The 15,986-nt window shown below is 69.2% G+C and carries 11 protein-coding genes, 2 tRNA genes and 1 pseudogene; 4 read left to right on the top strand and 10 right to left on the bottom strand.

Annotation, left to right across the window (positions count from 1 at the left end; translation table 11 throughout):
- Positions 1-50: 50 nt before the first annotated feature.
- The 7 genes and pseudogenes from QR64_RS19500 to QR64_RS19470 form a co-directional block, all read right to left on the bottom strand.
- A complete protein-coding gene (locus tag QR64_RS19500; RefSeq protein WP_039586867.1) occupies positions 51-2,084 on the bottom strand; it encodes a cytochrome c oxidase assembly protein in 2,034 nt (677 codons plus the stop codon).
- A gap of 2 nt (positions 2,085-2,086) precedes the next feature.
- Positions 2,087-3,232, bottom strand: a pseudogene (locus QR64_RS28245) (vWA domain-containing protein); the annotation flags it as partial.
- Positions 3,233-3,306: 74 nt separating this feature from the next.
- The gene (locus QR64_RS19490) at positions 3,307-4,155 is read right to left on the bottom strand and encodes an AAA family ATPase (protein ID WP_138845521.1); all 849 of its coding nucleotides are present in this window, start codon (positions 4,153-4,155) and stop codon (positions 3,307-3,309) included.
- Positions 4,156-4,199: 44 nt separating this feature from the next.
- Positions 4,200-5,111: an XdhC family protein gene (locus tag QR64_RS19485; RefSeq protein ID WP_037216509.1), complete on the bottom strand. Its 912-nt coding sequence runs from the start codon at positions 5,109-5,111 to the stop codon at positions 4,200-4,202.
- A 46-nt stretch (positions 5,112-5,157) separates the two neighbouring features.
- Positions 5,158-7,551 carry an aerobic carbon-monoxide dehydrogenase large subunit gene (locus QR64_RS19480; RefSeq protein WP_006551114.1) on the bottom strand — a complete coding sequence of 798 codons (2,394 nt, stop codon included), beginning with the start codon at positions 7,549-7,551 and terminating at the stop codon, positions 5,158-5,160.
- Entirely contained in the window at positions 7,551-8,036 is a 486-nt protein-coding gene (locus QR64_RS19475) for a (2Fe-2S)-binding protein (protein WP_039586864.1), read from the bottom strand. The genes QR64_RS19480 and QR64_RS19475 overlap by 1 nt, the downstream gene beginning before the upstream one ends.
- A gap of 4 nt (positions 8,037-8,040) precedes the next feature.
- A complete protein-coding gene (locus QR64_RS19470; protein ID WP_024100552.1) occupies positions 8,041-8,925 on the bottom strand; it encodes an FAD binding domain-containing protein in 885 nt (294 codons plus the stop codon).
- 249 nt (positions 8,926-9,174) lie between these two features.
- On the opposite strand from QR64_RS19470, the gene QR64_RS19465 reads away from it, so the two are divergent.
- The 3 genes from QR64_RS19465 (at position 9,175) to gdhA (ending at position 11,512) form a co-directional block, all read left to right on the top strand.
- Positions 9,175-9,831, top strand: coding sequence for a DedA family protein (locus QR64_RS19465; protein WP_006551111.1), 657 nt, complete (start codon positions 9,175-9,177; stop codon positions 9,829-9,831).
- Between the two features lie 62 nt (positions 9,832-9,893).
- Positions 9,894-9,967: transfer RNA gene (locus tag QR64_RS19460), tRNA-Arg, on the top strand.
- Between the two features lie 201 nt (positions 9,968-10,168).
- Positions 10,169-11,512: an NADP-specific glutamate dehydrogenase gene (gdhA, locus tag QR64_RS19455; protein WP_019289021.1), complete on the top strand. Its 1,344-nt coding sequence runs from the start codon at positions 10,169-10,171 to the stop codon at positions 11,510-11,512.
- 131 nt (positions 11,513-11,643) lie between these two features.
- Here the strand turns inward: gdhA and selB are convergent, their stop codons facing one another.
- The 3 genes from selB to QR64_RS19440 form a co-directional block, all read right to left on the bottom strand.
- The gene (gene selB / locus QR64_RS19450) at positions 11,644-13,386 is read right to left on the bottom strand and encodes a selenocysteine-specific translation elongation factor (RefSeq protein WP_039586860.1); all 1,743 of its coding nucleotides are present in this window, start codon (positions 13,384-13,386) and stop codon (positions 11,644-11,646) included.
- The gene (selA, locus tag QR64_RS19445; protein ID WP_039586858.1) at positions 13,386-14,690 is read right to left on the bottom strand and encodes an L-seryl-tRNA(Sec) selenium transferase; all 1,305 of its coding nucleotides are present in this window, start codon (positions 14,688-14,690) and stop codon (positions 13,386-13,388) included. Before selA ends, selB begins: the two co-directional genes overlap by 1 nt.
- A 32-nt stretch (positions 14,691-14,722) precedes the next feature.
- Positions 14,723-14,817 (bottom strand) — tRNA-Sec (locus QR64_RS19440).
- A 58-nt stretch (positions 14,818-14,875) separates the two neighbouring features.
- Here QR64_RS19440 and selD point away from each other — a divergent pair.
- Positions 14,876-15,898: a selenide, water dikinase SelD gene (gene selD / locus QR64_RS19435; RefSeq protein ID WP_006554389.1), complete on the top strand. Its 1,023-nt coding sequence runs from the start codon at positions 14,876-14,878 to the stop codon at positions 15,896-15,898.
- The last annotated feature ends 88 nt before the right edge of the window (positions 15,899-15,986 follow it).

Raw genomic sequence — 15,986 nt, 5'->3', positions numbered from 1 at the left:
TCGTCCGATTCGCCGCGGCGCGACAGGATGTGCGTGTCGGATCGGCGCGGCTAGCGGCCTTCGCGGTCGCGGCGCGCCAGCTCGGCGAACATCGCGTTGTGTGCCGCGAGGTCGGCGTCGTCGTCGCGCTCCGCAGCCCGGTCGACGCGACGGGCCGTGCGCCGGTCGGTGCGCGACCACTGGACGAGCAGCGCGAGCATCACGAGTACGAGCGGAATCTCGCCGGCCGACCACGCGATGCTGCCGCCGACCTTCTGATCGGAGAACAGGTCGTAGTTCCACGGCAGGGCCAGGCCACGGTAGTAGCTCTCGGCCATCACCGTGCCCATGCTCATGAGCGTCACACCGAAGAAGGCGTGGAACGGGAGCGAGCCGAAGACCATCGCCAGCTTCGTCACGGGCTGCAGGTCGCGTGGCGACGGGTCGACGCCGATCACCACCCAGTAGAACAGGTAGCCGCTCAGCAGGAAGTGCAGGTTCATCAGGACGTGGGCGGTGTGACTGTCGATGAACGCGGTGAAGATCCCTCCGAGATACAACGCGTAGAAACCGCCGACGAACATCACCGATGCCACGATCGGGTGCGTGAAGAAGCGCGACAGCGGGCTGTGGAGGAACTCGAGGATCCATTCGCGCGGGCCGGGAGGGGCGTTGCGTCCGGCCGGCTTGAACGCACGCAGGGCGAGGGTCATCGCCCCGCCGAGCGCCAGAAGTACGGGAGCGAGCATCGACAGGGCCATGTGCGCGCCCATGTGCACGCTGAACATCGCCGGCGAGTACATCCCGACGCCCGAACTGGTGGCGACGAACAGCACGAAGCAACCCGAGAACCAGGCGATCGACCGGCCGACCGGCCACGAGTCGCCGCGCTTGCGCAGCGTCCACAGACCGATGGCGTAGGCGGCGGCGAACACGAGAGCAGCCGTGCCGAAGATCAGGTCGAAGCGCCACTGGCCGAAGAACAGGCTCACGAACGACGGCGGTACGTCGAGCTGGTAGCCGAGCTCGACCTCCTGGATCGTCGGTACCGAGGCCGGCGGCGGCGGGGGCGTGCGGCCGAGTCCCACGGCCAGGCCGATGGTCGCGGCGAGGACGAACGCCTCGGCGAGGGTGAACCGGACGAGAGCGGACCGGCTGGTGGGGTCGGCCTCGAGGGCCGGAAGCGCCCGGCGTCGCTGAGCCCAGCCGAAGATGCCGAGCAGGACCAGCGCGACGGTCTTCGCGAGCAGCAACCCGCCGTAGGTGGTGGTCGTCAGGTCGTCGAACGACATGCGGACCGCGGCGTTGATCACGCCGCTGACAGCCATCACGACGAACGCGAGTCCGGCGACGAAGGAGAACCGCCGGGCGGCGACATCGGTGTGCTCCCCTCCCCGCATCGAATGGGCGAGCAGCGCGAACAACCCGCCGGCCCAGACGGACGCCGCGCCGAGGTGCAGCACGAGGCTGTTGGTCGCCATATCGTGCGAACCACCCGACGAGGAGTGCCCGGTCAGGGCGATCGGCATGAGGGCGACGAACGACAGCAGCAACAGATACGGCGTCCACGACCAGCGCACTGCGAGTCGGGTCAGCAGCGCGGTGATCAGCGCGAGCACGGTCGTCCAGGCCCAGGCCAGCGCGACCTCCACCTGACCGAGCGCCGAGAACAGGTTCTCCGGACGGATGGCCTCACTCAGCGGACTGCCGGAAGTGTCGGACAAGGTCAGCGGCACCATCAGCGCCGCTGTCACGGCCCACACCGTCGCCGCGACGCCCGCCGTCCGCACGGCGCGATAACCGCCGACGTCGAGTACCCCGCTCCGCTGCGGGGGCACGAGGAAGGCGGCGAAGAACAGCGAGCCGATCGTGATGACCGTCGCGATCTCGGAGATCGCGCGGACCGCCGGGAGACCGTAGGTGGTGAGCGGACCGGGATCGGGGATGCCGAGCAACACCAGAGCCTGCGCAGCGGACAGTCCGACCGCGAACGCCGCGACGAGGGCGGCGAGGAGGCCGAAGAGAATCAGCAGTGCCGGCGGGTTTCCCCTCATGGGGGCGGGCGCCGGAGGCTGCGCGGGAGACGCGAGCTCGGATGTTGCCATGCCTACCAGGGTAGGACGTTCACGCCATGACCTACGACACGCCGTCGGAGTCCCCCGTCCCCCGTATCCGTGGACGTAACAACGTCGACGGCGTGCTGCAGGGCCACGAGTGTGTCGGCCGCCACCATCGCGTCGCAGTGTGGAAGCGCGGCGGACATCGACCCGGTCGAGGGCGTGAAACCGGACTGCCCGGCCCGGGGGTTGAGCCACACCAGCCGGTGCGCGCGACGCCGGATCCTGGCCAGGACGTGGGCGAGTTCGGTGGGATCGTCGCTGTCCCAACCGTCGGACGCGACGACGACGATCGCTCCGCGCATCAGGTGTCCGTGATGGGAGGCGACCACCTCGGCGAGCGAACCGGCGATGCGGGTGCCTCCGAACCGCGTCCGTACCCGCTCGTTGGCGACGCCGATCGCCTGATCGACCGACCGGTGCCGGAGGACCGGCGTCAGACGCGCAGCTGTGGTGGAGAACACGAAGACCTCAGCCGTTCCGGTGTGGGCGAGCGCACGCACGAGATGCAGATACACCCCGATGTAGGGACGCATGGAACGGCTGACATCGCAGAACACGACGACCTGCCGCCGGCGTCGACCCGGTCGCGTGCGGATCAGCCGGAGCGGCTCGAACCCCGTGCCGCGGGAGGCTGCGATGCTCGCGCGGATGTCGACGCGTCCGGTGTGGCGTTGCACCCGGCGGCGGGTGCGGCGGATCGCCCAGCGCGCTCCGGCCGCCTCGATCCATGTCTCGAGGAGTGCGAGTTGCGCCGGGTCGAGGTCGTCGAACCGCTGATCGGCGATCTCGGCCAGTGCGCTCGCCACCTCGCGCCCCGGGCGGCCGGGTGCCCGCTCCCCCTCTGCGGTTTCGACGATCGTCCTGGTGACCCATGGAACGTCGTGCCCGGAAGTGAGAACCCCGATGGGCCGGCTGGGTCCGTCCGGTGTCGACGCCCCCGGCGCGCCTTCGTCCTCGGGTCCCGTGCGACGGGCGTGCGGGTCGAGCGGAACTGGTGCCTCGCCGAACACCCGGTCGAAGACCGTATCGAAGGTGGACAGGCTCTCGTACCGGTCGACGAGGGTGAGCCGCGCGGTCCAGTACAACCGAGTCCGCGTGGTTGGCGGACACGCACGCAAGCCGCGCGTGAAGGTNGCGGACCTGAGCCGGTCGACCAACGCGACTGTGAAGGCGGCGTGATCGACCCCGGGGAGCAGCCCGGCGCTCATTACACTTCGGTGGAGACGAAGCGGGTCAGCGCCTCCCCCAGCGCGTCGCCGTCGTCGGGAGTCTTCGCCAGTGCCGCGAGCGACATCGCCGCTTCGGGCCGGACGAGGTCGGTGACACCGAGCGCGGCGAGGGCCGATACCCAGTCGATGGTCTCCGCGATTCCGGGTGCCTTGTCGAGATCGAGTCCGCGGGCCACCGCGACGAAATCTGTGGCACGTTCGACGAGCGCGAGGTTCGCCGATGGCACCGTGCGACGCAGGATCGCCACCGCCCGGGCGCGGTCGGGGTAGTCGATCCAGTGGTACAGGCAACGTCGCCGCAGTGCGTCGTGTAGGTCGCGGCTCCGATTCGAGGTCAGCACGACAACGGGCGGGCGGGTCGCGGTGAGGGTGCCGAGTTCGGGAATGGTGACGGCGAACTCCCCCAGGAACTCGAGCAGCAACGCCTCGAATTCGTCGTCGGCACGGTCGATCTCGTCGACGAGCAGAACGGCGGGTGTGTCGCCGCGGTGGCGGACGCAGCGCAGGATGGGGCGTTCGAGGAGGTATTCCTCGGAGTACAGGTCGGCTTCGGCGGGAACGTCGCCGCGCGCCTCGGCGAGCCGGATCGCGAGCAACTGGCGTTGGTAGTTCCAGTCGTAGAGGGCCTCGGCGACCGACAGTCCCTCGTAGCACTGCAACCGGATCAGCGGGCTGCCGAGAATCTGCGCGAGCACCTTGGCGGCAGTGGTCTTGCCGACCCCAGGTTCGCCCTCGAGCAACAGCGGTCGCCCCAATGCGACGGCGAGGTGGATCGCGGCGGCGGTGCCCTGATCGAGTAGGTGATCGTGGCTGTCGAATCTGGCCATCACGTCGTCGACGCCGGTGAAGATGCCCGGAGAGGACGGGTCGGTCACGCGACGTCGTCCTTCTCGAAGCGGCTGCGGCAACCCGGGCAGCAGAACCACATCGTCCGGCCCGCAACGACGAGGTGCGGGGTGGACTCGGTGATCGTGACGGTCATCCCGCACACCGGGTCGACGGCCGTCTGCGGCTTCGACTCCGTCTCCCTCGGCACCTCGACGCGTCGACAACTCTCCTCGGAGGGGCGGATGAGGCTGCCGCTGCGCGCGACTCGCACGATGTCGGCCACGATCGACAGACCGATCTCCGCGGGGGTGCGGGCACCGATATCGAGCCCGACCGGGGTGTGCACGTGGGCACGCTCGTCGTCGGTCGGATCCACCTCGTCGAGCACCGCGGCGCCACGGGTGTGACTGGCGACCAGACCGATATAGCGGCTTCCGGCGTCGAGCGCCGCGCGGATCACACTCCCCTCGTCGCCTCCGTGACTCGCGACGATCACCACCGACGCCTCGGCAGGCACTCGCGTCCCGCGAATCCGTTCCACCGAGTAGTCGACGCGCCGCGCGAAGTCGCTCACGGCGTCGGCCACGGGCGAGTCCCCGAAGACGGCCACCACGAGCGCAGGCATCCGCGGCTCGAGAAAGATCTCGGTGGCCCCACCGGACATGCACGGGTTGACCGCGATCGTCGCCCCCGGGGTGTCGGGGAACTCGGCGGCTCCGGCCGGCAGCACCCGTAGGAGCATGCTCTCCCCTCGCTCGAGCACCGTGCGGGACATTTCGCGCACCGAGTTCTCGGTGCACTGTCCGCCGACGAACCCCTCGATCGTGCCGTCGGCGTGGACGAGCGCCCGGTCGCCCGAGTGCGCGGACGTCGGCGGCTGTGCCCGTACGACGGTCGCTTCCACGAACGGGCGGCGTTCGCTGCGCAACTGTGCTGCCCGCACCGCAAGGTCCATGTCCTCGTACTCCGCTCGTTCCACTCGAATCCTTCTGTCGCGTCGCTCAGATCGGCGGGGTCGCGCGACCCTGCATGGCTTCCCACACCCGCGACGGTGTCAACGGCATGTCGGCGTGCCGGACGCCGAGGGGTTTCAACGCATCGACCACGGCGTTGACGATCGCGGGTGGGGAACCGACCGTGGCGGATTCGCCGATGCCCTTCGCGCCGATCGGGTGATGCGGTGACGGAGTGACGGTGAACGCCGTCTCGAGCGTGGGTACCTCGAGGGCGGTGGGGATCAGGTAGTCCATGAACGACCCGCCCAGGCAGGTGCCGTTCTCGTCGAACGAGATCATCTCCATCAGGGCCATGCCGATCCCGTCGACGATGCCACCGTGCACCTGCCCTTCGATGATCATCGGGTTGATGCGGGTGCCGCAGTCGTCCACGGCCAGGAACCTGCGGATCTTCACCTCCGCGGTGCCGGGATCGACGTCGACGACACAAAAGTAGGCGCCATAGGGATAGGTGAGGTTCTCGGGGTTGTAGCAGATCTGCGCCTCGAGACCGCCTTCGAGACCTTCGGGCAGATCGCCGGCGCCGTGGGCCCGCATCGCGATGTCCTGGATCGTGACCGCCGCCGACGGGTCGCCCTTGACTCGGAAGGTGCCCTTCTCCCATTCGAGATCGGCGACGGAGACCTCGAGCATGCCCGATGCGATGATCTTCGCCTTGTCGCGCACCTTGCGGGCTACCAGCGCGGCGGCCGCGCCGGACACCGGTGTCGAGCGGCTTCCGTAGGTGCCGAGCCCGAAGGGGGTGTTGTCGGTGTCTCCGTGGACGACGTCGATGTCGTCGGGCGGGATGCCGATCTCCTCCGCGACGATCTGCGCGAAAGTCGTCTCGTGTCCTTGCCCCTGGGACTGCACCGACAATCTCACCACGGCCTTGCCGGTGGGATGGACACGCAGTTCGCAGCCGTCGGCCATGCCGAGACCGAGGATGTCCATGTCCTTGCGCGGACCGGCGCCGACGGCCTCGGTGAAGAACGACATGCCGATACCCATCAGCTCACCCCGTGCGCGGCGTTCGGCCTGCTCGCGGCGCAGCTCGTCGTAGCCGACGATGTCCATGGCCTTGCGCATGGTGGTCTCGTAGTCGCCCGAGTCGTACTTCCAGCCGGTCTTGCTCGTGTAGGGGAACTGATCAGGGCGCAGGAGGTTTTTCAGGCGCAGTTCCGCAGGGTCCATGTCGAGGTCGTAGGCGAGGCAGTCGACGAGCCGTTCGACGAAGTACACGGCCTCGGTGATGCGGAACGAGCAGGCGTAGGCGACGCCGCCGGGTGCCTTGTTGGTGTAGACCGCGGTCATGTGGGAGTAGGCGGCCTCGATGTCGTAACTGCCGGTGAACACACCGAAGAAGCCGGCCGGATATTTCACCGGGGCCGCGGTGGCGTTGAAGGCGCCGTGGTCGGCGAGGACACGGGACCTGATCGCGAGGATGCGACCTTCCTTCGTCGCCGCGATCTCCCCGACCATGATGTAGTCGCGTGCGAAGCCGGTGCTCATGAGGTTCTCGCTGCGGTCCTCCATCCACTTCACCGGATGACCGGTGACCAGCGACGCGACGATCGCTCCGACGTAGCCGGGGTAGATGGGGACCTTATTGCCGAATCCCCCGCCGATGTCGGGTGAGATGACGCGGATCTTGTGCTCGGGCAGACCCGCCACCAGCGCGTACAGCGTGCGATGGGCGTGCGGGGCCTGTGTGGTGGACCAGAGCGTCAGCTTCCCGGAGATCCGGTCGTAATCGGCGACCGCACCGCAGGTCTCCATCGGCGCGGGATGCACGCGTGGATAGACGATCTCCTGCCGGGTGACGACGTCGGCCTTCGCGAAGACCGCGTCGGTGGCCGCGGCATCGCCGGTTTCCCAGTCGAAGCAGTGGTTGTCGGTCTTGCCGTCGAGATCGGTCCGGATCACCGGTGCCTCGGGCGACAGGGCCGTGCGCACGTCGACGACCGGGTCGAGCATCTCGTAGTCGACGTCGATCAGTTCGAGGGCGTCGCGCGCCGAGTAGTGGTCGTCGGCGACGACGAAGGCGACCTCCTGACCGTGGAAGCGCACCTTGTCGGTGGCCAGCACGGCCTGTACGTCGTTCGACAGCGTCGGCATCCAGGCGAGCCCCTTCTCTGCCAGATCGGCGCCCGTGATCACCGCCCGCACCTTCGGGTGCGCGAGGGCGGCGGACGTATCGATGCCGTTGATGCGCGCATGCGCAACCGGCGATCGGAGCACAGCGAGATGCAGCATGCCGGGCAGCCGGACGTCGTCGACGTAGTTGCCGCGGCCCCGCACGAACCGCGGGTCCTCCTTGCGCAGCATCCGGCCGTGTCCGCACGGCTTGCCATCGTTGTCCTGTTCCTCCGGGCGTGTGTCCGGTTCGACCGCGGTCATCACAACACCTCCGTGGGTTGCGCCTTCGAGGAGTGTTCGGCGGCCCACCGGACCGACCGGACGATGGTGGTGTAGCCGGTGCAGCGGCAGATCTGCCCGGAGATCGCCTCGCGGATCGTCGCCTCGTCGGGGTCGGGATCGCGGTCGAGCAGGGACCGCGCGGTGATCATCATTCCCGGGGTGCAGAAGCCGCACTGCAGTCCGTGGCAGCGCACGAAGCCTTCCTGCACGGGGTCGAGGACACCGTCGCGTTCGAGTCCCTCGACGGTGAGCACCTCGTGGCCGGCGGCCATGACCGCCAGCGTGGTGCACGACTTCACCGGCTCGCCGTCCACGGCGACGACACACGTACCGCAGTTGCTCGTGTCGCAACCCCAGTGGGTTCCGGTCAGACCGAGGTGGTCGCGCAGGAAGTGCACGAGCAGCGTCCGGGGTTCGACGTCGGCGGTGACACGCTCGCCGTTGACCGTCATCGAGATCTGCATCGGTTCACACCCTTTCGGTGACGCCGAGACGTTCGGCGGATTGGCGCAGGGCCCGCACCGTCAACTCCGATGCGAGGTGACGCTTGTAGGCGGCGGTGCCGCGCTGATCGGTCTCGGGATCGCATGCCGACGCGGCCGCCGCTCCCGCCTCGCGGAAGAGTTCCTCCGAGGCCGGCGAGCCGCGCAACAGCTCGGACACCCTCGACAGCGCCGCCTCGTCGGCGCGCACCGCCGTCAGCCCGACACGCGCGTCGGTGATGCGTCCGTCGTCCGACATCCACAGCGCGGCGCCCGCGGCGGCCACCGCCCAGTCGCCGGTGCGACGCTCGACCTTCTCGTACGCACTGGCCCCGGTGCCCTTCCTCGGCAGCCGCACCTCGACGAGCAGTTCGTTCGGGGCGACCGCCGTCTCGTAGGGGCCGAGATGGAAGTCGTGGAAATCGAGCTCGCGCACCCCGCCCGGTCCGCGTACGACACAGGTCGCGCCGAGCACTGCACACACGGTGGACAGATCCTCGGCAGGATCTGCCTGACACAACGACCCACCGAGCGTTCCACGATTGCGGACGACAGGATCGGCGATCACGCGCTCGGCATCGCGGAAGATCGGGAAGATCTCGGCGAGTTCGTCGGATTCGAGAAGCCGGCGGTGCCGGACCAGGGCACCGAGGCGCACGGACCCGGGTTCGAACACGATGTGATCGAGTTCGTCCGCGAGATCGTTGATGTCGATCAAGTACTCCGGATTCGCGAGCCGAAGTTTCATCATCGGCAGCAGACTGTGCCCGCCGGCGACGACCCGGGCCCCCTCTCCGTGCCGGTCGAGCAACTCGACGGCGTGATCCACTCCGGTGGCACGCTCGTACTCGAATGGGCCAGGAACCTGCATGAAGAACTCCCGCCATCAGGTGGCGCGGACCGGTTTCCCCCACCAGCCGCCCACGATTCCCCCTTGGTGCGCTCATAGTAGACCCGACTCGAGATCGATGCGACGAAACGGGCGAATCGGAATCGAATCGTTCCCTTGCGGTCGACGGTGTGTGCCGTAACGCCGCCGTCGTCCGGAGTCCTCGGCGGTGCGAGCGGATAGCGTGGAAGGAGCCGACCGGCGGACCCGACGGGAGCACCACACAGATCCATGGACGTGATCAACGAATTCATCATCGGCCAGGCCGCAGCCCTGTGGGTCTACCCGTTGCTCTTCGCCGTGTGCATCCTCGACGGCTTCTTCCCACCGGTGCCCAGCGAGACCGTCCTGGTGACCCTGTCGTCCCTCTCCGGCTCGACCGGGCGTCCTTACCTGTGGATCGTCATCGTGCTCGCGGCGCTCGGCGCGATCATCGGTGACAACATCGCGTACGCGATCGGACGGAAGGTCGGTACCGAACGGTTCCGGTGGATGCGCCGCCCGAGGGCACGAGCCGCTTTCGCGTGGGCGCGGCGCGGACTCGACAAGCGCGGCGCCGCAGTGATCCTCACGGCGCGATACATCCCGATCGGCCGGATCGCTGTGAACATGACGGCCGGAGCGACCCGCTACCCGCGGCAGAAGTTCGTGCCGCTCACGATCCTCGGTGGCACGACCTGGGCGCTGTACTCGGCGTTCGTGGGGCGCCTCGTCGGCGGTTGGTTCGAATCGCAGCCGCTGTTCGGCGCCGCGGTCGCCATCTGCGTCGCGGTGGTCCTGGGTGTCGGAATCGACCATCTCATCCAACGGTTCAAGACCGGTCGAGTGGACGTTCCGCGGGGCGAATCGAGCCCCGATGACGAACGGGGCAGCACGCTCGAGCGCTGACCCCGGCGGGTACGAGGGTGTGTGCGGCGACCTCGGGGAGCACCCGCTAAGATTCTGGCCGCGCCTCCGTAGCTCAGCTGGATAGAGCAAGAGCCTTCTAATCTCTAGGTCGCAGGTTCGAGTCCTGCCGGGGGCACCTCGACCGCCGGCGGACCACCCGTCGCGGGGCCGCACATCATACCGGTGAACTGGGCATTTCGCCCGGTAGACAGGCCGTTCGGATCGTGTGTTTCTCATCCCACCTTGCCGCAGGGTTAACACATGCTAAGGGCCACGTCCTATAGTTCTCGTCGTAAATCCCGTGTTACAGAATCCTCACAGAGTCAGGTAGGTGGGCGTGTCGACATCGGACCGCATCGAAGAGATCTACGAGCAGGTCAAGGCCCGCAACGCAGGTGAACCCGAATTCCACCAGGCTGCGGCCGAAGTGTTCGAGTCTCTGCATGTCGTGCTCGAGCGGCACCCCGGATACTTCGAATCCGGTCTGATCGAGCGCCTGTGCGAGCCGGAGCGGCAGATCATCTTCCGCGTGCCGTGGATCGATGATCAAGGTAACGTCCACGTCAACCGTGGCTTCCGCGTGCAGTACAACAGCGTTCTCGGCCCCTATAAGGGCGGGCTGCGCTTCCACCCGAGCGTCAACCTCGGCATCGTCAAGTTCCTCGGCTTCGAGCAGATCTTCAAGAACGCCCTCACCGGCCTGCCCATCGGCGGCGGCAAGGGCGGCTCGGACTTCGACCCCAAGGGTCGCTCCGAGCAGGAGATCATGCGCTTCTGCCAGTCGTTCATGACCGAGCTGCACCGCCACATCGGTGAGTACACCGACGTCCCGGCCGGTGACATCGGCGTCGGCGGCCGCGAGATCGGGTACCTGTTCGGCCAGTACAAGCGCCTCACCAACTCCTACGAGTCCGGCGTCCTTACCGGCAAGGGCCTGACCTGGGGTGGTTCGCAGGTGCGCAAGGAGGCCACCGGTTACGGCGCGGCCTACTTCGTCAACGAGATGGCCAAGACCGCCGGCACCTCGCTCGACGGCCGCACCGCCGTCGTCTCGGGTTCGGGCAACGTCGCGATCTACGCCATCGAGAAGATCCACCAGCTCGGCGGCACCGCGATCGCGTGCTCCGACTCCTCCGGCTACATCGTCGACCGCAAGGGCCTCGACGTCGCTCTCCTCAAGGAGATCAAGGAGGTCCGCCGCGGACGCATCTCCGAGTACGTCGACGAGCGCGGCGACGCCGAGTTCTTCCCCGGCGGCAACATCTGGAACGTGCCGTGCGACGTCGCACTGCCGTGCGCCACGCAGAACGAACTCGACGAGGACTCGGCGAAGACCCTTGTCAACAACGGCGTGAAGATCGTCGCCGAGGGCGCCAACATGCCCACCACCCCGGGCGGGATCAGTGTCTTCCGTGACGCCGGAGTCGCCTTCGCGCCCGGCAAGGCCGCCAACGCCGGTGGTGTGGCGACCTCGGCGCTGGAGATGCAGCAGAACGCCTCGCGCGACTCGTGGCACTTCGACTACACCGACGAGCGTCTCGCCGGGATCATGGCCGACATCCACGGCCGCTGCGTCGAGACCGCCGCCGAGTACGGCAAGCCGGGCGACTACATCCACGGCGCCAACATCGCCGGCTTCGTGAAGGTCGCCGACGCCATGTTCGCACTGGGCGTCATCTGACGCTGTGTTCGCACCGGGCGTCATCTGACGACCGATTCTTCATGCGAAGTGCGGGTACCGACGAGTTCGGTACCTGCACTTCGCGTTTCGGGTGAAGGGTCGTCCCGCCGGAGAGTGCGGGGACGGCGACTCTAGCGGACGATCTCGCGGCGGTCGTCGGGGAGCCGGCGTGTGCGACCCGCCTTGTCGAGCCGGTCGAGCAACGGCAGGACCACCCGCCGTGTCGTTCCCAGGCGTTCGCGCGCGGCACTGGTCGTGAAGGGCTGGTCCAATTCGCCCAGCAGCTCCACGGCCGTGTCGGCGGCGTCGGGGAGCAGGACGATGCCCGGGCCCGCCCGCCACAACCGTCCGCTGCGTTCGGCCGCGCCGAGGGCCCGGTCGTCGAGGCCGAGCTCGCGTAGGCGATCGGCGGTCGGGGCCGCGAACGGGGCGGCCGACAGGCCGCGGCGCACCTGCTCGACGGCTTTGCGGATCTTCGGCGGTAGACCGTCGGCGCCGGGAGCGATCACCCGCCCCCCGACCACTTCGAGCGGAGGTCGCACCAGCGCCCGGACGAGGTCCGGTGTGGGAAGACGCAGCTGCGACGCCAGCACCGTCAACGGCGCCGCCGGATCCAGTGGATGGGTGCGGGCATGGGCCTGCACGAGTGTGGGCAGCCGGTCGGTGACGGTCTTCGCGAGACCGGGTGCGACGAGCCACGGCCCGACCGTCAGGTGCTCTCCCCGTGCGAGTGGGATGCCCAACTGTCGCAACCGTTGCCGGTGCAGGAGTCCGCGGCGGGCGAGTTCGTCGGCCAGGTGCGGCGTCCCGTCGGCCCCTGCCAGTTGCAGCGCGCGGCGTGCCGCCGCGCCGCGACGCCGGAATCGGGGTGGATCGGGGTCGAGAACGTCGGCTCGCCAGATCATCCGGCGGCCCGGGTCGCGCAGCAACGCGCGGTCGCCGATCCGCAGGGGCAGCGGGCGGTCGAGGGTGAGCCGGACGAGATCGTCTGCCAGCGGACGGCACCGGACACCGACGTCCGCGGCTCCGATGTGCAGCACCGGAGCGACGGGCGGCCGGTCGTCGCCGCTGATCCGAACGTCGACGACGGTGGTGTGGTGCCACGCGCCGGGCGTGACGAGCACACTGCCCCGTCCCAGATCGTCGACCCGGCCGGTGAGATTGAGGGCGACCCTGGCCACGCCGCTCACCGCGCTCCGTTCGCGACCGAGTGCCTGCACGCTGCGGACCCGCAGCGGCGTGTCCCCCAGCACGAGGGTGTCCCCCACGCGCACCGTGCCCGCGGGAAGGGTTCCGGTGACGACGGTTCCGGATCCACGCACGGTGAACCGGCGGTCCACCCAGAGCCGGACGTCGGCCTGCGGATCGGGGTCCGGAAGCGAGGCGACCATCGTCGTCAGTGCGCTCCGGAGGTCGTCGAGGCCCATCCCGGTGCGCCCGCTCACGGCGACGACAGGCGCCCCCGCCAGACTCGTGCGGGCGACCTCCGCCGCGGCCCGCGCGGCCGCGGGTCCCGGATCGGCGAGATCGGCCCGGGTAACGGCGACGACCGCGTGGCGCACGCGGAGCGCGTCGAGTGCTGCGAGGTGTTCGGCCGCCTGCGGCATCCACGGATCGTCGGCGGCCACCACGAACAGCGCGGCCGGGACCGATCCCACTCCGGAGAGCATCGTCGTCAGGAATCGCTCGTGCCCGGGGACGTCGACGAAGGCGACCTCTCCCACCTCTGGCCAGGACGTCCAGCAGTAGCCGAGCTCGATGGTCAGTCCTCGTCGCCGTTCCTCGGCGAGCCGATCCGGGTTCGCACCGGTGAGCGCCTCGACCAGCGTCGACTTGCCGTGATCGACGTGACCGGCGGTCGCGACGACCTGCATCAGGATCCTTCGCGAGCGGCCACGCGCGTCACGGCGTCGATCAGCTCGCCGTCCTCGGCGGGGTCGACCGCGAGCAGGTCGAGCAGCAACCGGCCGCGTTCGACGCGGCCGACGACGGGGTGCTCACCGAGCCGCAACGGGAGTGCGAGATGTTCGGGCAGGGCGATCGCGACGCTCGGCAGGACGACGTCCGGGGCGCCACCGCCCCCGACGACGCCGTCGGAGTCGACCACCTCGGGTTGGCACTCCGAGGGCAGCGCCACGCAGATCGCCTGTGCGCGGGCGCGGAGATCTTCCGGGCGGGAGGCCAGCGCCGACGCCACGGGTGGCATCGGTCCCGTCAGGGTCGCTTCGAGAGCGGCCAGGGTGAGCTTGTCGACGCGCAGCGCCCGCGCGAACGGGTCGCGCCGCAGGCGTTCCACGAGTTCGGCCCGTCCGAGCAGCAGGCCGGCCTGCGGACCGCCGAGGAGCTTGTCGCCCGAGGCAGTCACCAGGTCGGCGCCGGCACGCAGCGCGGTGGTGGCGTCGGGTTCGTTCGACAGCCGCGGATGCGGCGCGAGCAGACCCGATCCGATGTCGACCACGACGGGCGGTCCGAGTCCGGAGAGTTCCCGGACCGACACCGACGACGTGAAGCCGCTGACGGTGAAGTTCGAGGGGTGCACCTTGAGGACGAAGGCGGTGTCGTCGTCGACGGCCGCGGCGTAGTCGCTCAGGCGCACGCGGTTGGTGGTGCCCACCTCCCGCAGCGCCGCGCCCACGGATTCCAGCAGTTCCGGGATCCGGAAGCCGTCGCCGATCTCGACCAATTCGCCCCGTGCGATCACGATCGAGCGGCCACCGCGCGCGAGCACCCGGGTGACCAGGGCGAGAGCCGCGGCACCGTTGTTGACGACATGGACGCCGCCGGCGTCGGGTACCTGTTCGGCGAGCGCCTCGAGGGCGCCGCGTCCTCGCCGTCCGCGCCGGCCGGTGGCCAGGTCGAGTTCGACGTCGGTGGCACCCGCCGCAGTGGACACGGCTTCGACCGCCGCTCGGGACAGCGGGGCGCGACCGAGATTGGTGTGCACCACCACGCCGGTCGCGTTGACGACGCGGCGCAGGGTGGTCGCCTGCTGCGGCAGCGACTCGACCGCGACGTCGGCGACGGCGTCGGGCCCGATCTCGCCGTCGCGGCACCGTTGCTGGGCCGCGACGACGGTCTGCTTGACCAGTCGGGCGCCCAGCCGGTCGACGGCCTCGCGCAGGCGCGGATCGGCCAGGACCTGGTCGGTGCGGGGAACGTCCCGTCTCGGATCCGGCACGCGCTCCTCATCCCACGGTCGACGAAAACATTTGGCGGAGGCGGACGGGAATCGAACCCGCCCAGCCCAGATACTGGGCCACAACGGTTTTGAAGACCGCGACCGTCACCAGACGAGAACCACCTCCGCGCTCACCCTAACCGAAGTCGGGCCCTCGGTTACGACTCGCCCGTATGTTTGGGTCCATGACCGCACACGTCGACCTTCCCGAGGGCGCCATCCGACTCACCCAGTACGCCGCCGGCGGCGGTTGCGCATGCAAGGTTCCGCCGGGTGAACTCGAACGGGTGCTCGGCGGTCTGCAGGGTGGACGGGCCGCCGGCGAACTGTTGGTGGGTGTGGAGAACGGCGACGACGGAGCCGCGGTCCGAATCGATCCGGCGCCCGACGGCAGCGGCCGGGCCGTCATCGTGACGGCCGACTTCTTCACCCCGGTCGTCGACGACGCCTACGACTGGGGACGGATCGCCGCCACCAACGCCATGTCCGACGTCTACGCCATGGGTGGCACGCCGATCATCGCGGTCAACCTCCTGGGCTGGCCGCGCGAGCTCATCCCGTTCGAACTCGCCGCCGAGGTGATGCGCGGCGGCGCCGACGCGTGCGCCGAGGCAGGTGCTCATCTCGCCGGCGGGCACAGCATCGACGACCGGGAGCCGAAGTACGGGCTGGCCGTGACCGGTCTGGGCGATCCGGATCGCCTGCTGCGCAACGACGCTGCCACGCCCGGCCTGCCGCTCACCCTCACCAAGCCGCTCGGTCTCGGCATCCTGAACAACCGGCACAAGGCCACCGGCGAGCAGTTCGAGGAAGCGGTCGCGGTGATGACGACACTCAACCGCGAGGCGGCGCAACTCGCGCACGAGGCCGGTGTCCGTGCCGCCACCGACGTCACCGGTTTCGGTCTGCTCGGGCACCTGATGAAGATGATGCGGGCCAGCGGCACGACCGCCGTGATCGACTCCGCGGCCGTGCCGTACGTCGCCGGGGCGCGGGAGTCGCTCGCGGAGGGATTCGTCCCCGGCGGGAGCCGGCGCAATCTCGACTGGGTACGCGACGCGGTCGACTCCGAGGTGGACGACGACGAACTGCTCCTGCTCGCCGACGCCCAGACGTCCGGCGGTCTGCTGGTCGTCGGTGAGTTGCCCGGTCATCCGGTCGTCGGCGAGGTGGTTCCCGCGGGCGAACACGCGATCCGGGTGCGCTGACCCCGTTCATCGTCGGACATGCCGACACACCTGCACCGGATTAACCGGCACGAAGCGGGGGTAGACGGTAGCTTCGGAACGAGAGCGC

It is taken from the genome of Rhodococcus sp. Chr-9 (assembly GCF_000801125.1).
GTDB classification, from domain to species: domain Bacteria; phylum Actinomycetota; class Actinomycetes; order Mycobacteriales; family Mycobacteriaceae; genus Rhodococcus; species Rhodococcus pyridinivorans.
The sequence above is the reverse complement of the archived record's forward strand: the minus strand, read 5'-3'. Positions and strand labels throughout refer to the sequence as shown.

Bases quoted from the DNA above. Each gene is read 5' to 3' on its own strand.
- QR64_RS19475 (WP_039586864.1), bottom strand. From the start codon at position 8,036: ATGCAGATCTCGATGACGGTCAACGGCGAGCGTGTCACCGCCGACGTC.
- selD (WP_006554389.1), top strand. From the start codon at position 14,876: ATGACCGCACACGTCGACCTTCCCGAGGGCGCCATCCGACTCACCCAG.
- QR64_RS19500 (WP_039586867.1), bottom strand. From the start codon at position 2,084: ATGGCAACATCCGAGCTCGCGTCTCCCGCGCAGCCTCCGGCGCCCGCC.
- selB (WP_039586860.1), bottom strand. From the start codon at position 13,386: ATGCAGGTCGTCGCGACCGCCGGTCACGTCGATCACGGCAAGTCGACG.
- QR64_RS19480 (WP_006551114.1), bottom strand. From the start codon at position 7,551: ATGACCGCGGTCGAACCGGACACACGCCCGGAGGAACAGGACAACGAT.
- QR64_RS19490 (WP_138845521.1), bottom strand. From the start codon at position 4,155: ATGGCCAGATTCGACAGCCACGATCACCTACTCGATCAGGGCACCGCC.
- QR64_RS19470 (WP_024100552.1), bottom strand. From the start codon at position 8,925: ATGCAGGTTCCTGGCCCATTCGAGTACGAGCGTGCCACCGGAGTGGAT.
- QR64_RS19485 (WP_037216509.1), bottom strand. From the start codon at position 5,111: ATGGACCTTGCGGTGCGGGCAGCACAGTTGCGCAGCGAACGCCGCCCG.
- QR64_RS19465 (WP_006551111.1), top strand. From the start codon at position 9,175: ATGGACGTGATCAACGAATTCATCATCGGCCAGGCCGCAGCCCTGTGG.